This window comes from Maribacter sp. TH_r10, from assembly GCF_033101095.1.
In the GTDB taxonomy this organism is placed as follows: domain Bacteria; phylum Bacteroidota; class Bacteroidia; order Flavobacteriales; family Flavobacteriaceae; genus Maribacter_A; species Maribacter_A luteus.
Genome location: NZ_JAWMPY010000011.1, coordinates 1 through 15,201, shown reverse-complemented (window position 1 = coordinate 15,201; position 15,201 = coordinate 1). Strand labels below are relative to the sequence as shown.

Sequence of the window (15,201 nt, the reverse complement as noted above, 5' to 3'; positions counted from 1 at the left end):
TTATTTTCATTAATACAGGGATATTTTTCAAAAGACATGTATTTTTGCTCTTCAAAATCGTTTTTAGAGCAATGATTCAAAGAATTCAGACCATTTATCTAGTCCTTGTCGCCTTATTGGGTGGTGTGGCTCCTTTTTTGGTTTATCTTTGGTTAGATGCCAATGGCAAGGAATTTTTTGCCCAAAACGACATTATGGTCTCCGTGGCTTTATATTTGACGGGGGCATTGGCTTTGGTAGCCATTTTTTTATATAAGAAGAGACAAAATCAATTTGTGTTGAACAGGTTGAATATGATATTAAATCTTTTTTTACTAGGATTTTTCGTTTACCGATCGCTAAACTTATCCGGAGAGACCTTGGTTTCTGAGAAGGGTATTGGGATGTTGATTCCTGTATTTTCTATCGTTTTTTTGGTCCTTGCCAATAGGGCTATTAAGAAGGATGAAGATCTTGTAAAATCTGTTGATCGTTTGCGTTAAGCCTAACATCTTAGTAGTATTAGTGCGTAAACCCTGATGGAAGCATCAGGGTTTTTTATTTTCCGTTATTCCGGGTTCGGGATTATTTGCGGTATTATCGTTTTCCCAGTTCTATTACCTCCAGATCCTTGATTTCTTTTCCGTCGATTACAAAGCGCAACATGGTACGTACTTGGTGAAAACCATGTTTGCCACATGCACCTGGGTTCATATGTAGAACCCCAAGTTTCTTGTCCATCATGACCTTTAAAATATGAGAATGGCCGCTTATGAAAATTTTTGGCGGATTCGCTTTTATTTCTTTTGATACCAAGCTGTTGTATTTGGGGGGGTAGCCTCCGATATGGGTGATCCAAACATCAACTTCCTCGCACATGAAACGTTGGTGCAAAGGGAATTCCTTTTGAATTATATGGTCATCTATATTCCCATGAACCCCTCTCAAAGGCTTCAATGCCGCAATTGGATCGGTAACTTTTAAACTACCGATATCCCCCGCATGCCATACTTCATCAGCTTGCCGCACATATTTTAAAATGGCATCATCAATATGGCTATGGGTGTCGGAAAGCAAAAGTATTTTGGTCATAAAACTTAAATTAAGCTTAAAAATATGGGATTAGGAACTCTTTTTAGAAGGAACGAAGTATCTTTGGACTCCACAAAAATAGGCGATTCACTTGAGATATTTCATCGTTTTTTCATACTTCGGAAAGTCGTACCATGGTTGGCAAAACCAACCTAATGCCATTACGGTACAAGAAGTTTTTGAAGAAGCGATGTCTAAATTGTTGCGTGAAAAAATAGCTTTGGTCGGTGCCGGTAGAACGGATGCCGGGGTGCATGCCAAACAAATGTATGCCCATTTTGATTTTGATGGGGAAGTGGACAGTGATGTATTGGTTTATCGATTGAATGCCTTTTTGCCGGAGGATATCGCTGTTTCCAAATTGTTTCCAGTAGAAAAAAATGCCCATGCCAGGTTTGATGCCATTGAACGCACCTATGAATATTGGATCGTTCAACAAAAAGACCCTTTTCATATGCATTCGGCCTATTATGTAAAACATCCTTTGGATGTCAATGCAATGAACCAAGCGGCCAAATTATTATTGGACCATGATGATTTTGAGTGTTTTTCAAAATCGAATACCGATGTGCATACCTATTTGTGCGATGTAAAAAAAGCGGAATGGGCCGTGGAGTCCGATAAATTGGTATTTACGATAACCGCAGATCGTTTTCTTCGCAATATGGTTAGGGCCGTAGTGGGAACGCTTCTTGATGTAGGTATCGGGAAAACTGGTTTGGGGCATGTGAATGAAGTTTTAAACGGTAAGGACAGGTCAAAGGCAGGGGCTTCAGTGCCTGCAAAAGGATTATATTTGACCAAGATTATATACCCAGAGCCATACGAAAAAATATGAGTAAAGAATCAGGAAAAGCATTTGATACCGGTTTGTTCAAGCGTTTAATGACGTTTACGAAACCTTATAGGCTAACCTTTTATGGGGTAGCACTTTCCGCTATTTTACTTTCTGTTTTTGCGGTAATGACCCCTTATTTATTACGAATGTTGATCGATGAGGCCATTATTCCTGCCAAGGCCGACAAATTACTTAATCTGTCGGTGATCATGTTATTGGTGTTGCTAGCGCAGGTTACTTTTCAATTGCTCTTTAATTACTATGCGAATTGGTTGGGGGAATCCGTGATCAAGGATGTTCGTATTCGTTTGTTTCGACATATGTTGGGATTTAAAATGACTTATTTTGACAACTCCTCACTAGGGGTATTGGTCACAAGGGCAGTGGCTGATATGCAGCGTATAGGGGAAATCTTTAGCCAAGGTTTTTTCGTTATCATTGCCGATTTGTTGAAAATGCTGGCCGCTGCCGCATTGATGGTTTATTTGAACTGGAAATTGGCCTTGATCGTTTTTTCATTATTACCGGTCATCCTTTATGCCACGAGATTGTTTCAAAAGGCGATGAAGGTTGCATTTATCGAAGTAAGGGCGCAGGTGGCTAACCTGAATTCTTTTGTACAGGAAAGGATCGCGGGAATGAAAATCGTACAATTGTTTACGCGGGAAAAGATTGAGAGTGATAAATTTCGGGAAATCAACGAAAAGCATAAGCAGGCCTGGTTGAAAACGGTTTGGTACAACTCCATATTCTTTCCCATTGCAGAAATCGTAGGTTCTTTGGCCATTGGTTTGGTCGTTTGGTATGGCGGACTCATGAACGTCGCAAATATTTCGGATAGTGAAGCGGGTACTATATTTGCTTATATTCTTTGTATTGAGATGCTTTTTAGGCCATTACGGCAAATTGCGGATAAGTTCAATACCTTACAAATGGGAATGGTAGCGGCCAATAGGGTATTTTTGATTTTGGACACTGATAGTAAAATGGATGATTCCGGAACGTATGGAGATACCCAAGTTAGGGGAGATATTAAGTTTACCGATGTTCATTTCGGTTATCTAAAAGGAGAGGAAGTGCTTCATGGTATTTCATTCGATGCCAAGGCAGGTGAGACCATTGCCATAGTTGGTGCAACAGGAGCCGGTAAATCAACCATCATAAATTTATTGAACCGCTTTTACGAGATCAATTCGGGTCAGATCTTGATTGATGGTATTGATAGTAAGGATTATAAATTGGCAGCACTACGTTCACATATTGCCGTAGTACTGCAAGATGTTTTTCTTTTTGCCGATACCATCGTAAACAACATCACCTTGAAAAATGAAAATGTTGACCTAAAGGATGTTGAGGAGGCGGCCATTCAGATAGGTGTACATGAGTTTATTGAAAGTCTACCGGGTGGTTATGAGTTCAATGTAAAGGAAAGGGGCTCCATGTTATCCAGTGGGCAACGTCAATTGATAGCCTTTCTAAGGGCATTTGTGAGTAATCCCAGTATCTTGATCTTAGACGAGGCAACATCATCTGTCGATAGTTACTCCGAACGCTTGATCCAGCGTGCCACCGATAAGATTACCGAGGGTAGAACATCCATAATTATTGCCCATCGTTTGGCGACCATTAAAAAGGCCGATAAGATCTTGGTCATGGAAGCCGGTAAAATCGTTGAGTCCGGCACCCATAATGAACTGCTTAAGAAAGGCGGCTATTATAACAAGCTGTATGAAGCCCAGTTTATGGAAGAGGAAGCGGCTTAGGTCAGGTCTTCCTTTATCATATTGCCCAATTCGGTAATATCATTAAAAAGGGCGAATTCCCCATTTTTGATATAGGAAATGTTTCCTGTTTCCTCACTGACCACAAGTGCAAGGGCATCCGTTCTTTCTGTTATTCCTACGGCGGCCCTATGGCGAAGCCCGAACCGTAAAGGAATACTGCGTTCGTTCGATACGGGAAGTATGACACGGGTAGCTACAATATAATTATCTTCAATAACGGCGGCACCATCATGTAAGGGACTGTTTTTAAAGAAAATACTTCGTAATAGGGGTTGGTTTACCTCTGCGTGCATCGTGTCCCCAGATGACTTTATGAAATCGAGCGAATTGTTCCGTTTTATAACGATAATGGCACCGGTCTTGGACCGCCCCATGATCTCACATGCTTCCAGGATGGCGTTTATATCGGTACTGGTCGTATCTCCGTCAGGTTTTAAAAAACGAAAGCGACGTATAAAGTTTCGTTTGTTGGCAAAATTTGTTGACCCGATCATAAGAAGGAATTTTCGGATCTCTTGTTGAAAAACGATGATAAGTGCTATAAGACCCACTTGCATAAAGCCGCCGACCATACTACTGATCATTTCCATATCCAGCAATTCGGTGAGTTTCCAAAAACCCCAAATAATAACGATACCTATGAAAATATTTATGGCTACAGAACCCCGAACGAGTTTGTAGATATAATAAAGAAGTACGGCGACTAAGATAATGTCGAGAATATCGGTAATCTTAAAGTCGAGAAAATTCAAAAAATCCAATCCTAGCCTTTTTTGTAAAATTAGCAAAATTTGACGAACAAAAATCCTTTCAAGGGTTTAGTTCAGTTGTTCGTTCAATTTAACACACTCCACAGCCGCTGCCACATCGTGCACCCTAAGTATTTGAGCCCCTTTTTGCAGGGCAACCATATGTAGTGCTGTTGTGCCGTTCAAGGCTTCTTGTGGTGTGTTTGCAAGTACTTTGTATATCATCGATTTTCTACTGAGCCCAACCAAGAGGGGTAGTTCCAATATCCGTAAGAGGTCCATTTTTTTTAACAGGTGGTAATTCTGCTCTAGCGTTTTGCTGAATCCGAATCCTGGATCAATGATGATATCGTTGATGTGGAATTCCCTCGCCTTAGCGATCCGTTCTGAAAAATACGATAACATTTCCTTTACTAAATTCACGTAATCGGTATGCCGTTGCATGTTTTGGGGCGTACCTTTCATATGCATCATAATGTACGGGGCTCCATGTTCTGCAACTGTTTGAAACATTTTACCATCTAATTGGCCTGCTGAAATATCATTGATAATAGCTGCGCCTTCACCTAAACAGTTTTTTGCGACTTCACTGCGGAAGGTGTCAACGGATACTATGATATCAGGAAAGGTCTTCGTTACCTTTTGTATTATGGGGACGATCCTTGACAATTCTTCTTCCAAGGGTACTGCATCTGCTCCCGGTCTGGAGCTATATGCGCCAATATCTATAAAAGTAGCTCCGTCGTTCAGCATTTTTTCGACCTGGCCCAAAATTTCCTTTTCATTCCTGTATTTTCCCCCATCATAAAATGAATCGGGTGTAAGGTTAAGTATGCCCATTATTTTGGGTGTGGATAAATCTATAAGCTTTCCATTGCAATTCAAGGTCATACTACAAAGATTAGTGGCAAAGTTGCCGCTATAAAGTTTGATAAACCAACTTTAAAACACGAACTTTGATGTTTCAAATATTTTAGGCGAAATTTACGCAAATTAGTGATAATACATGCAGCAAACTTCCGAACAATACGACGCCGTAATAAAGATATGTAGGGATTTATTCCAGAAAAAGATGAAAGATTACGGCAGTGCTTGGCGTATTCTTAGATTACCTTCCTTGACCGATCAGATTTTCATAAAGGCACAACGTATTCGTGGGCTTCAGGAAAATGAAGTGCGAAAGGTTGACGAGGATGAGCGTTCCGAGTTTATCGGGATCATCAACTATTCGATTATGGCCTTGATCCAGTTGGAAAAAGGTGTTGTGGACCAGCCCGATTTATCCGAGAAGGAAGCTGTGGAGTTGTACGATAAGCATACAAAGATCACTAAATCCTTGATGGAAGATAAGAATCACGACTACGGGGAGGCTTGGCGAGATATGCGTGTAAGTTCCTTGACCGATCTTATCCTTCAAAAACTTTTACGTGTTAAACAGATCGAGGATAACAAAGGGGCAACCTTGGTCAGTGAAGGTATCGATGCCAATTATCAGGACATGGTAAATTATGCCGTTTTCGCCATGATTCATTTAAAAGAAGGTTCAAAATGAAATATTTAGTTGGTTTTAGTAGATTGTTCGTCGGGTTTTTATTCATTTTCAGTGGTTTTGTAAAACTCAACGACCCTGTAGGTTTTACCTTTAAATTGGAGGAATATTTTAGTGAGGCCGTTCTTAACCTCACTTTTTTATTGCCATATGCCCTTGGTTTCGCACTTCTTGTTGTGGTCTTGGAAATCTTATTGGGCGTAATGTTATTGTTGGGGTTCAGGATCAGGTTTACTTTATGGAGTTTGTTTTTGATGATCGTATTTTTCGGGTTTTTAACCTTCTATTCGGCGTATTTCAATAAAGTGACCGATTGTGGTTGTTTTGGCGATGCCGTGAACTTGTCACCATGGGGTTCTTTTACAAAGGATATGGTGCTCTTGGTCTTCATCGTTATACTGATTCTAGGGAAAAGATTTATAAAACCCATTTTCGGGCCCAATTCGAGAAGGGTCATTACGGCTTTGGCCTTGGTGTTTTGTGTCCTCTTTGCCTACCATGTTCTGAACCATCTTCCGGTAATCGATTATAGGCCGTATAAGATCGGCGCCAATATTCAAGAAGGTATGGTAATGCCCGAGGATGCGCAGAAACCTGTTTTTGAGTATGCTTGGAAATTCAATGTGAACGAAGAAGAAGAGGTTGTGGTTACCAATGGGGATTATCCTTCAGTCGATGGGGAGTTCATTGATGTTGAAACCACGGAAATCGTAAAAGGATATGAACCACCGATACATGATTTCACGATAGAACAAGAAGGGGTAGATTACGCACCTGAGTTATTGGCAGAACCTAAATTGATGATGATTATTTCCTATAACTTGGATAACAGCGATTTGGAAGCGTTTACCGCACTGGCCCAGTTGATACCCAAAGCAAAGGATAAGGGTTATAAGGTAATTGGCATGTCGGCTTCAAGTCCGGAAGAAACCGCAGCCCTAATAAAAAAATATAACTTGGATACCGAGTTTTATTTTACAGATGAGACGGCATTGAAAACCGTAGTACGCTCCAATCCGGGATTACTTACTTTGGAAAAAGGAACCATTACCCAGAAAGTGCATTTTAACGATATGGACGATTTGGTATTTTAATACGGATATAGATACATGACAGCAACAACGATAAGAAAGAAAATAAACAAACTGTACGTGCTTTTGGCCCTGTTTTCGTTTATGGCGATGCAGGCCCAGGAACATACTTTTTCGAAGGCCGCATTGAACGATGTTTTTTTGGATTTGAAAGGGGATGAGGTCTCTTTTCAGTCCATAATAGAAGCGAATAAAGGCAAAACCGTGCTTTTGGACATTTGGGCCTCTTGGTGTAAAGATTGTGTAGTAGGTATGCCAACGGTAAAAGATTTACAAAAAGAATTTCCCGATGTTGCGGTCGTATTCATTTCCTTGGATAAGAATGAAGCAAGCTGGAAAAAGGGAATAGAAAGATTTAAAATAACGGAAGGGTCACATTATTGGGCGAACGATGGATGGAAATCGGAATTGTTCCAAGATATTGATTTGGATTGGATTCCAAGATATATGGTCCTGGACGCAGAAGGTAATATTAAATTATATAAAGCCATAAAGGCAAGTGATAAAGCGATTGTAGAACAATTAAGAAACAGTAAGTCATGAGAAGTAAAATAGTAGCAGGAAACTGGAAAATGAATAAGAACATGGAAGAGACCGAAGCCCTTTTGGCAGAGGTTTCGGCGAAATTACCGGACACTACTGCGAAGGTAATGGTAGCCCCGACTTTCGTAAATTTGGCTAGTGCCGTAAACCAGTTGGAGGATTCAACCATAGAGGTTATCGCCCAAAACATGCATTTTGCCGAAAGTGGTGCCTATACGGGTGAAATTTCAGCCGATATGTTATTGAACATCGGTATCAATACCGTTATATTGGGTCATTCAGAGCGTAGGGCCTATTTCGGGGAAACCGATGAGATCCTTGAGAAAAAAGTAAAAGCAGCCTTGGCCAAGAACATGAAAGTAATGTTCTGCTTTGGTGAGGAATTGGCCGATCGTAAATCGGACAACCATTTCAAGGTTGTTGAAAGCCAATTGAAAAATGCACTTTTTGGACTGGATGCCAGTGCTTGGAGCAGCATTATTTTGGCTTACGAACCTGTTTGGGCCATTGGTACGGGTGAAACAGCTTCACCTGAGCAGGCGCAAGAAATGCATGCTTTTGTTCGTAAGACCATTGCTGCGGCCTTTGATCAGAATATCGCCGATAATGTTTCCATTCTTTATGGTGGTAGTGTTAAGCCTTCCAACGCTGAGGAAATTTTCTCCAAACCAGATGTTGATGGTGGTTTGATCGGTGGTGCTGCATTGGTAGCCGATGATTTCATTGCTATCGTTAAAGCGATCTAAGTTTTTAAAAATACCATTTTATATGCCCCTTAAATTTGTTTTTAAGGGGCATTCTGTTCCTATAAATCCGTACCTATGTCAAACACCGTTTATATTGAATATAATTTTGAGATTGCCCCTTTGCAACCCACATCGGATATATTGATCGCCGAATTGGGTGCAATCGGTTTTGAGAGTTTCGTAGAGCACGAAACCGGTATCCAGGCCTATATTCAAAAAGAGGATTGGCAAGCCGATATGTTGCAAGAAGTCGGGATACTTACAAATCCGGACTTTAGTATTTCATATGGTTTCAAAGAGATAGAACAAGAAAATTGGAACGCCACTTGGGAACGCAATTTCAACCCGATTACCGTTGACAATGAATGTGAGGTACGTGCGCCGTTTCATGAAAAATCCGATGTAACGTATGATATAGTCATTGAGCCAAAAATGAGTTTCGGTACGGGCCATCATGAAACCACCCATATGATGCTGCAATTTATTCTAGCGCATGATTTCAAAGGAAAAACGGTTCTTGATATGGGCAGTGGTACAGGGGTTTTGGCCATTCTTGCCGAAATGAGGGGGGCAATGTCCGTAGATGCCATAGATATCGATAATTGGTGTTATCTGAACGCCATAGAGAATGTGGAGCGCAATAATTGTAAGCAAATCAAAGTGTATGAGGGTGATGCCTCTTTGTTGAAAGACCAAAAGTACGATGTGATCATCGCCAATATAAATAGGAACATACTACTTGCCGATATTCCGGAATATGCAAAATGCCTGACTAAGGGAGGGCAGCTGTTTTTAAGTGGATTTTATAAGGAAGATATTCCCTTAATCTCCAAAAAGTGCAGTGAATACGGACTCAATTTTGAAAAAAATCTTCAAAAAAATAATTGGGTTGCCGTAAAATATGTACTTTAGGGAGTGTTATTCCGATATTAAAAATTTGAATTATGAGCACTAAAGAAAAAATTTCGGAAGAATTACTGCTAGAAGAAGAAACAGTAAAGCAAAACGAAATTGTACTTTTTAATGACGAGGTAAATACGTTCGATCACGTTATCGATACCTTGATCGATGTTTGTGAGCACACACCCGAACAGGCAGAACAATGCTCTTTGATTGTTCACTATAATGGGAAATGCACCGTAAAAACCGGTGAATATAAAGATCTTGAACCGCGTTGTAGTCGGTTGCTTCAGGCAGGTTTAAGTGCAGAGATCGTATAGAAAAAAATACTTCAAAAAACTAAGACAGAGGGTTTTATATACTTTCTTGGTCTTATCACGCCTTTTATCCAAAGTGCTTACATTTTAGCGCACTAAAAGATTATTTTGCATTAGTAGGGGCTTTCACGATTGATTATTTTTATCACTTAATCAATTCAAAAAGAGCATGGCTACATTTGAGAGAATTTCCATTAAGGAAAAAATAGGGTATGCCTTAGGGGATGGCGCCGCGAATATCGCATGGCGTGGAGTAGCCACTTTCCTGTTCATTTTTTATACCGATGTGTTCGGATTGAGCCCTGTTACCGTTGGGGTGTTAATGCTGGTGGCCCGTTTTAGCGATGGTATCAGCGATGTGCTTATGGGGATTATCGGGGACCGTACGACCTCTAAATATGGCAAATTCCGTCCTTGGATTTTATGGACGGCCATTCCATTGGCCGCTATCCTGTCCCTCTTGTTCACAAGTCCGGATTTGGGCGAGACCGGTAAGATCGTCTATGCCTATATTACCTATATCTTTTTTACCTTGATCTATACGGCGAACAATGTTCCTTACGGAGCTCTGATGGCCGTTATGACCGGGGATGACAAGGAGCGTACCAGTTTGGGGTCTTATCGTATGGTCGGTGCTTTCGGTGGTGGCATGTTGGTCCAAGGGGCCTTATTGTTCTTGGTTGCTTATTATGGCAACGTTGATCCTACCATCTCCATTGATCAACTGGAAGATGATACATACAAGGTTGTTGTTTCAACCCATACCGATGTTGAGAACGTGAACATAAAAACGGAAGATGGAATCGCCAATTTCACATGGGACGATAGGCAAATGGTCTCTGGGGAAAATGCACCTACCCATGGTAAAAGTTTCTCTATGAAGGCCAATGAGGACTATACTTTTATTGTTGAGGGGGAACAAAACCTGACCAAGGACAAGATCACCATCATCGACCAAAAAAGAGGGTATAGTAATTCTATGTACCTCATGTCGGTCTTTTTGGCCATTTTAATGTTCCTGACCTTCTATTCCACCAAAGAGAGAATACAACCACCCAAAGAACAAAAAAACAACCTGAAACAGGATTTCAAGGATCTTATAGCCAACAAACCATGGTTGGTGTTATTGGTGATCGGACTGTTGTTCAACGTCTATAATTCCATAAAACAAGGGATTGTCATTATTTACTTTACGCATTATTTGAATAATCAACTTTTGGGTGCCTCTTTCTTGATCGGTCTTATGATCGCCTCGGTACTTGGGGCCATGGCAACATCTCCCTTGGGCAAGAAATTCGGTAAACGCAACCTGTTTATTTATGCCTTACTGTTTTCCGGTGGGGTAAATGCCCTATTGTTCTTTTGCGGACCCGAAGATATTACCGCGATATTTACTATTGGTATTATCTCCGAATTCGCTGCTGCCATCTTCCCGACCTTGTTTTTTGCCATGTTGGGCGATGCCGCGGATTATTCCGAGTTCAAAAATGGGCGAAGGGCAACGGGACTTATCTATTCCGCAGGCTCGTTCGCTACCAAATTCGGTGGTGGTATTGCCGGGGCGATTATCGGTATGATCTTGGGTGCATTTCATTATAGCGGACAAGATGCCAGTTCTATTGAAGGGGCCATTCCCGGTATTATCATGTTGATGAGTTGGGTGCCTGCATTGATCACCGTGCTGGCAGCAGGATTAATGCTCTTATACCCCTTGACCCAGAAAAAGCTGGATGAGATTACCCTGGAGCTTCAAAACAGAAGACTTCAAGAAGAAAAAATAATAGAACAATAATTTAACGGGCCAATCGCCCGAATCGTAATGTTTCATTACAAAAGCGATAAGGGGGATATTATCTCGAGGTAGAACAGAAACACAGTCATTAACTTTAATATAAACATATGAAATACGGTCATTTTGACGATGCGAACAGGGAGTATGTGATTACGAACCCACAGACCCCTTACCCATGGATCAATTATTTGGGTAATGAGGATTTCTTTTCCTTGACTTCCAATACCGGTGGTGGATATACTTTTTATAAGGATGCCAAATTTAGGCGGTTAACACGATACAGATATAATAATGTACCTATCGATGATGGGGGGAAATATTTTTACATTAAAGACGGGAATACCACTTGGTCACCTGGTTGGAAACCCATGAAAACACCTTTGGATAGCTATGAATGCCGTCATGGGATGAGCTATACCAAATTCAATAGTTCAAAGAATGGGGTAGAGGCACAGATTCTTCAATTTATTCCTTTGGGATTTTGGGGAGAGCTTCAAAAAGTATCCTTGAAGAACACTTCTTCGGAAATCAAAAAACTGAAACTGTTCTCATTTATCGAATGGTGCCTGTGGAATGCCGAGGACGATATGACGAACTTCCAACGTAACTTTTCCACCGGGGAAGTAGAAATCCAGGATTCAACCATTTACCACAAGACCGAATTCAAGGAAAGACGTAACCACTATGCTTTTTATAACGTGAACGCCCCTATAGATGGGTATGATACCGATCGCGAATCGTTTTTGGGATTGTATAACGGGTTTGATAATCCCGATGTCGTTAACGACGGAACTCCAAAGAACACCGTGGCCCATGGTTGGTCGCCTATCGCATCGCACTATATTGAGGTGGAATTGCAACCGGGCGAATCCCGCGATTTTATCTTTATGTTGGGCTATGTTGAGGTAGCTCCCGAAGACAAATGGGAAAGCAAGGCGGTCATCAATAAGAAACCTGCCAAGGAAATGATGGAAAAATTCGATACGGTTGAAAAAATCGATGCGGCCTATGGGGAATTGCGTGCCTATTGGGACCGACTTCTAGGCAAGATCAATATAGATTCCGGGGATGATCGCTTGGATCGTATGGTGAATATCTGGAACCAATACCAATGTATGGTCACCTTCAATATGTCGCGCTCGGCTTCCTTCTTTGAATCGGGAATCGGTCGTGGTATGGGCTTTAGGGACTCCAACCAGGATTTGATCGGCTTTGTACACCAAATTCCTGAACGTGCCAGGGAACGTATCTTTGATATCGCATCTACACAGTTCGAGGACGGTTCGTGCTACCACCAATACCAACCCTTGACCAAAAAAGGGAATTCGGCCATTGGGGGCGATTTTAACGACGATCCTTTATGGTTGATCTTATCCACTACCGAATATATTAAGGAAACAGGGGATTTTTCCCTATTGGATGAAATGGTGCCTTTTGATAATGATGCATCACGCGCCAAACCGCATTTCGACCATTTAAAAGCTTCTTTCTACCATGTGGTGAACAATTTGGGACCACACGGCTTACCGCTTATCGGGCGTGCCGATTGGAACGATTGTTTAAACCTGAATTGTTTTTCTGAAGATCCCAACGAATCTTTCCAGACCACAGGTAATAAAAAGGGAAGTACAGCGGAATCACTTATGATTGCCGGACTTTTCGTGGTTTACGGAAAGGAATATGTAAAACTGTGCAAACGCATAGGGAAGGATGCCGAGGCCCAAGAAGCCGAAAAGCATGTAGATGCCATGATCGAAGCCGTTAAGAAAGATGGTTGGGACGGTGATTGGTACCTAAGGGCCTATGATTATTACGGTAAAAAAATAGGATCCAACGAAAACGAGGAAGGCAAGATCTTTATCGAATCACAAGGATGGTGTACCATGGCCGGAATCGGACAGGAAGAAGGGATGGTAGAAAAGTCGTTGAATGCGGTAAAAGAGCATTTGGACTGTGAATACGGAATCGTATTGAACAGTCCCGCTTTCACCAAATACTATATTGAATATGGGGAGATTTCGACCTATCCCGCCGGTTATAAGGAAAACGGGGGCATCTTCTGTCATAACAACCCATGGATCATGATCGGGGAAACCGTTTTGGGCCGAGGAGACCAAGCCTATGAATACTACACCAAAATTGCCCCCAGTTTCTTAGAGGATATTTCCGAACTGCATCGTGTGGAGCCCTATGTATATTGCCAAATGATCGCAGGTAAGGAAGCATCCAAACCCGGGGAGGCTAAAAATTCCTGGTTGTCGGGAACAGCTTCGTGGAACTTCTTTGCGATCACCCAATACATCCTCGGTGTAAAAACCGATTATGACGGATTGGTCATTGATCCCTGTATCCCTTCAAAATGGGACGGATTCAAAATGACACGGGAATATCGTGGGGCCACCTATAATATCGAAGTACAGAATCCCGAGCATATCAGTAAAGGCGTAAAACGCATCTTGGTGAACGGTTCGGAAATCGATTCGAAAATAGTTCCCATATTAGAGGCTGGAAAAGAACATTCGGTACAAGTGATCATGGGATGATCTAATGCGGTAGCTTATCCTTGATCACCCCGTAAACGAAGGTGCCAAGGAGGGCCGCAGCGATTACAATGAGCATGCTGAAGACGCCTGCTCCCACCAAAATGTACATGGGTCCTGGACATGCACCTGCCAGGGCCCATCCCAATCCGAAAATACTACCTCCCAGAAGATAACGGGTAAACCCCTTTTCCTTGGGGTTGATGTTTATTTTATGTCCCTCTATGTTTTTGAGTCCACTGCGTTTCATCAATGCTACCCCGATGACCCCCAAGAATACGGCCGATCCTATGATGCCGTACATGTGAAAGGACTGGAATTTGAACATTTCATAAATACGGTACCAGGAAACCGCTTCGGACTTTACCAATATGATTCCGAAAACCATACCGACGATAAGATATTTCAATAATTTCATGATGCCTTGAATATTAGGGGTAAGATAAAGTGTGTCATGATCAGACCACCGATAAAAAAGCCGATAACGGCCACTAAGGAAGGTTTTTGCAGATTGCTCAATCCCGAAATGGCATGGCCCGAGGTACAACCTCCGGCATAGCGGGTACCGAAGCCGACCAAAAAGCCTGCGATTATCAAGACAGACATCCCCTTAACGGTAAAAACCGCACTCCAATCATATATTTCCGGGGGCAAAATGGCTGCACCGGCATTATGGAACCCCATGGTTTCCAAATCGTTGATCGTATCGGGCGATAGCGCAATGCTAGACCCATCGGATAGGAAATTCACGGCAATAAATCCCCCTAAGATGGCCCCGAGGACGACCACTAAATTCCAACGTTGGGCCTTCCAATCGAACTTAAAGAAATCGGCATATTTACCCGCCCCACCGATACTACATAAGGTTCTAAGGTTCGATGACATACCGAACGATTTGCCGAAGTAGAACAGCAATAGCATAACGAAAGTGATCAATGGCCCGGTGACATACCACGGCCAAGGTTGAAGAATTATTTCCATTCCAAAGTTTTTGCAAATATAAACGAATGGATTTATTCGGTTTTTTTGGTGGAACCTTACACTTTTGAGTGATGTTTAAGTTCCATTACTCTTAACGGCCTATTTTCAATTTCGTAGTAAATCGAGGAATTTCCACATGGGATGTAGGAAGGCGTCCATAGAGCATTTCACGCAAGTGAAAGCGGCCTGGACGCTGTGGCAGTGGGTTTTATTTGCTTTTCTCAATGTGGATCTTAACAAAGTGGCCATGCTGCGGCTGGCTCCTCTAAACCAAGGTATATTATACCTTAGTTTTTCGGA

Annotated in this window: 16 protein-coding genes; 11 read left to right on the top strand and 5 right to left on the bottom strand. The window is 41.8% G+C overall.

What is annotated here, in order from left to right:
- The first annotated feature begins 71 nt into the window (after positions 1–71).
- Positions 72–482, top strand: coding sequence for a DUF4293 domain-containing protein (locus R3X28_RS18130; protein WP_154367494.1), 411 nt, complete (start codon positions 72–74; stop codon positions 480–482).
- 94 nt (positions 483–576) lie between these two features.
- On the opposite strand, the gene R3X28_RS18125 is transcribed toward R3X28_RS18130, so the two are convergent.
- Positions 577–1,071 carry a metallophosphoesterase family protein gene (locus R3X28_RS18125; protein ID WP_282054438.1) on the bottom strand — a complete coding sequence of 165 codons (495 nt, stop codon included), beginning with the start codon at positions 1,069–1,071 and terminating at the stop codon, positions 577–579.
- A 91-nt stretch (positions 1,072–1,162) separates the two neighbouring features.
- Between R3X28_RS18125 and truA the strand changes: the two genes are divergently transcribed.
- Positions 1,163–1,909, top strand: a complete 747-nt coding sequence (gene truA, locus R3X28_RS18120) for a tRNA pseudouridine(38-40) synthase TruA (protein WP_317666244.1) — start codon at positions 1,163–1,165, stop codon at positions 1,907–1,909.
- Complete coding sequence (locus R3X28_RS18115; protein WP_317666242.1) at positions 1,906–3,672, top strand: ABC transporter ATP-binding protein; 1,767 nt, start codon at positions 1,906–1,908, stop codon at positions 3,670–3,672. Before truA ends, R3X28_RS18115 begins: the two co-directional genes overlap by 4 nt.
- Here the strand turns inward: R3X28_RS18115 and cdaA are convergent.
- Together cdaA and folP are read right to left on the bottom strand one after the other, a co-directional pair.
- The gene (gene cdaA, locus R3X28_RS18110; protein ID WP_282054435.1) at positions 3,669–4,454 is read right to left on the bottom strand and encodes a diadenylate cyclase CdaA; all 786 of its coding nucleotides are present in this window, start codon (positions 4,452–4,454) and stop codon (positions 3,669–3,671) included. The two genes, R3X28_RS18115 and cdaA, sit on opposite strands and share 4 nt — an antisense overlap.
- A 57-nt stretch (positions 4,455–4,511) precedes the next feature.
- Positions 4,512–5,333 carry a dihydropteroate synthase gene (folP, locus tag R3X28_RS18105; protein WP_317666241.1) on the bottom strand — a complete coding sequence of 274 codons (822 nt, stop codon included), beginning with the start codon at positions 5,331–5,333 and terminating at the stop codon, positions 4,512–4,514.
- Between the two features lie 115 nt (positions 5,334–5,448).
- On the opposite strand from folP, the gene R3X28_RS18100 reads away from it, so the two are divergent.
- The 8 genes from R3X28_RS18100 to R3X28_RS18065 all read left to right on the top strand — a co-directional run bounded on the left by R3X28_RS18100 (position 5,449) and on the right by R3X28_RS18065 (position 13,923).
- The gene (locus R3X28_RS18100) at positions 5,449–5,994 is read left to right on the top strand and encodes a DUF1599 domain-containing protein (protein ID WP_317666239.1); all 546 of its coding nucleotides are present in this window, start codon (positions 5,449–5,451) and stop codon (positions 5,992–5,994) included.
- The gene (locus R3X28_RS18095) at positions 5,991–7,085 is read left to right on the top strand and encodes a BT_3928 family protein (RefSeq protein WP_317666237.1); all 1,095 of its coding nucleotides are present in this window, start codon (positions 5,991–5,993) and stop codon (positions 7,083–7,085) included. The genes R3X28_RS18100 and R3X28_RS18095 overlap by 4 nt, the downstream gene beginning before the upstream one ends.
- A gap of 15 nt (positions 7,086–7,100) precedes the next feature.
- Entirely contained in the window at positions 7,101–7,625 is a 525-nt protein-coding gene (locus R3X28_RS18090) for a TlpA family protein disulfide reductase (RefSeq protein ID WP_282054430.1), read from the top strand.
- Positions 7,622–8,371 carry a triose-phosphate isomerase gene (gene tpiA / locus R3X28_RS18085; RefSeq protein WP_154367511.1) on the top strand — a complete coding sequence of 250 codons (750 nt, stop codon included), beginning with the start codon at positions 7,622–7,624 and terminating at the stop codon, positions 8,369–8,371. The genes R3X28_RS18090 and tpiA overlap by 4 nt, the downstream gene beginning before the upstream one ends.
- Positions 8,372–8,446: 75 nt before the next feature.
- Entirely contained in the window at positions 8,447–9,283 is an 837-nt protein-coding gene (prmA, locus tag R3X28_RS18080) for a 50S ribosomal protein L11 methyltransferase (RefSeq protein WP_317666234.1), read from the top strand.
- Positions 9,284–9,315: 32 nt separating this feature from the next.
- Positions 9,316–9,591: an ATP-dependent Clp protease adaptor ClpS gene (locus tag R3X28_RS18075; RefSeq protein ID WP_154367515.1), complete on the top strand. Its 276-nt coding sequence runs from the start codon at positions 9,316–9,318 to the stop codon at positions 9,589–9,591.
- Between the two features lie 166 nt (positions 9,592–9,757).
- Positions 9,758–11,380, top strand: coding sequence for an MFS transporter (locus R3X28_RS18070; protein ID WP_282054426.1), 1,623 nt, complete (start codon positions 9,758–9,760; stop codon positions 11,378–11,380).
- Between the two features lie 107 nt (positions 11,381–11,487).
- Positions 11,488–13,923 carry a GH36-type glycosyl hydrolase domain-containing protein gene (locus R3X28_RS18065; RefSeq protein WP_317666231.1) on the top strand — a complete coding sequence of 812 codons (2,436 nt, stop codon included), beginning with the start codon at positions 11,488–11,490 and terminating at the stop codon, positions 13,921–13,923.
- Between the two features lies 1 nt (position 13,924).
- Here the strand turns inward: R3X28_RS18065 and R3X28_RS18060 are convergent, their stop codons facing one another.
- Positions 13,925–14,338: a DUF6691 family protein gene (locus R3X28_RS18060; protein WP_282054423.1), complete on the bottom strand. Its 414-nt coding sequence runs from the start codon at positions 14,336–14,338 to the stop codon at positions 13,925–13,927.
- Positions 14,335–14,901, bottom strand: a complete 567-nt coding sequence (locus tag R3X28_RS18055; RefSeq protein WP_282054422.1) for a YeeE/YedE family protein — start codon at positions 14,899–14,901, stop codon at positions 14,335–14,337. The genes R3X28_RS18060 and R3X28_RS18055 overlap by 4 nt, the downstream gene beginning before the upstream one ends.
- Positions 14,902–15,201 lie beyond the last annotated feature (300 nt).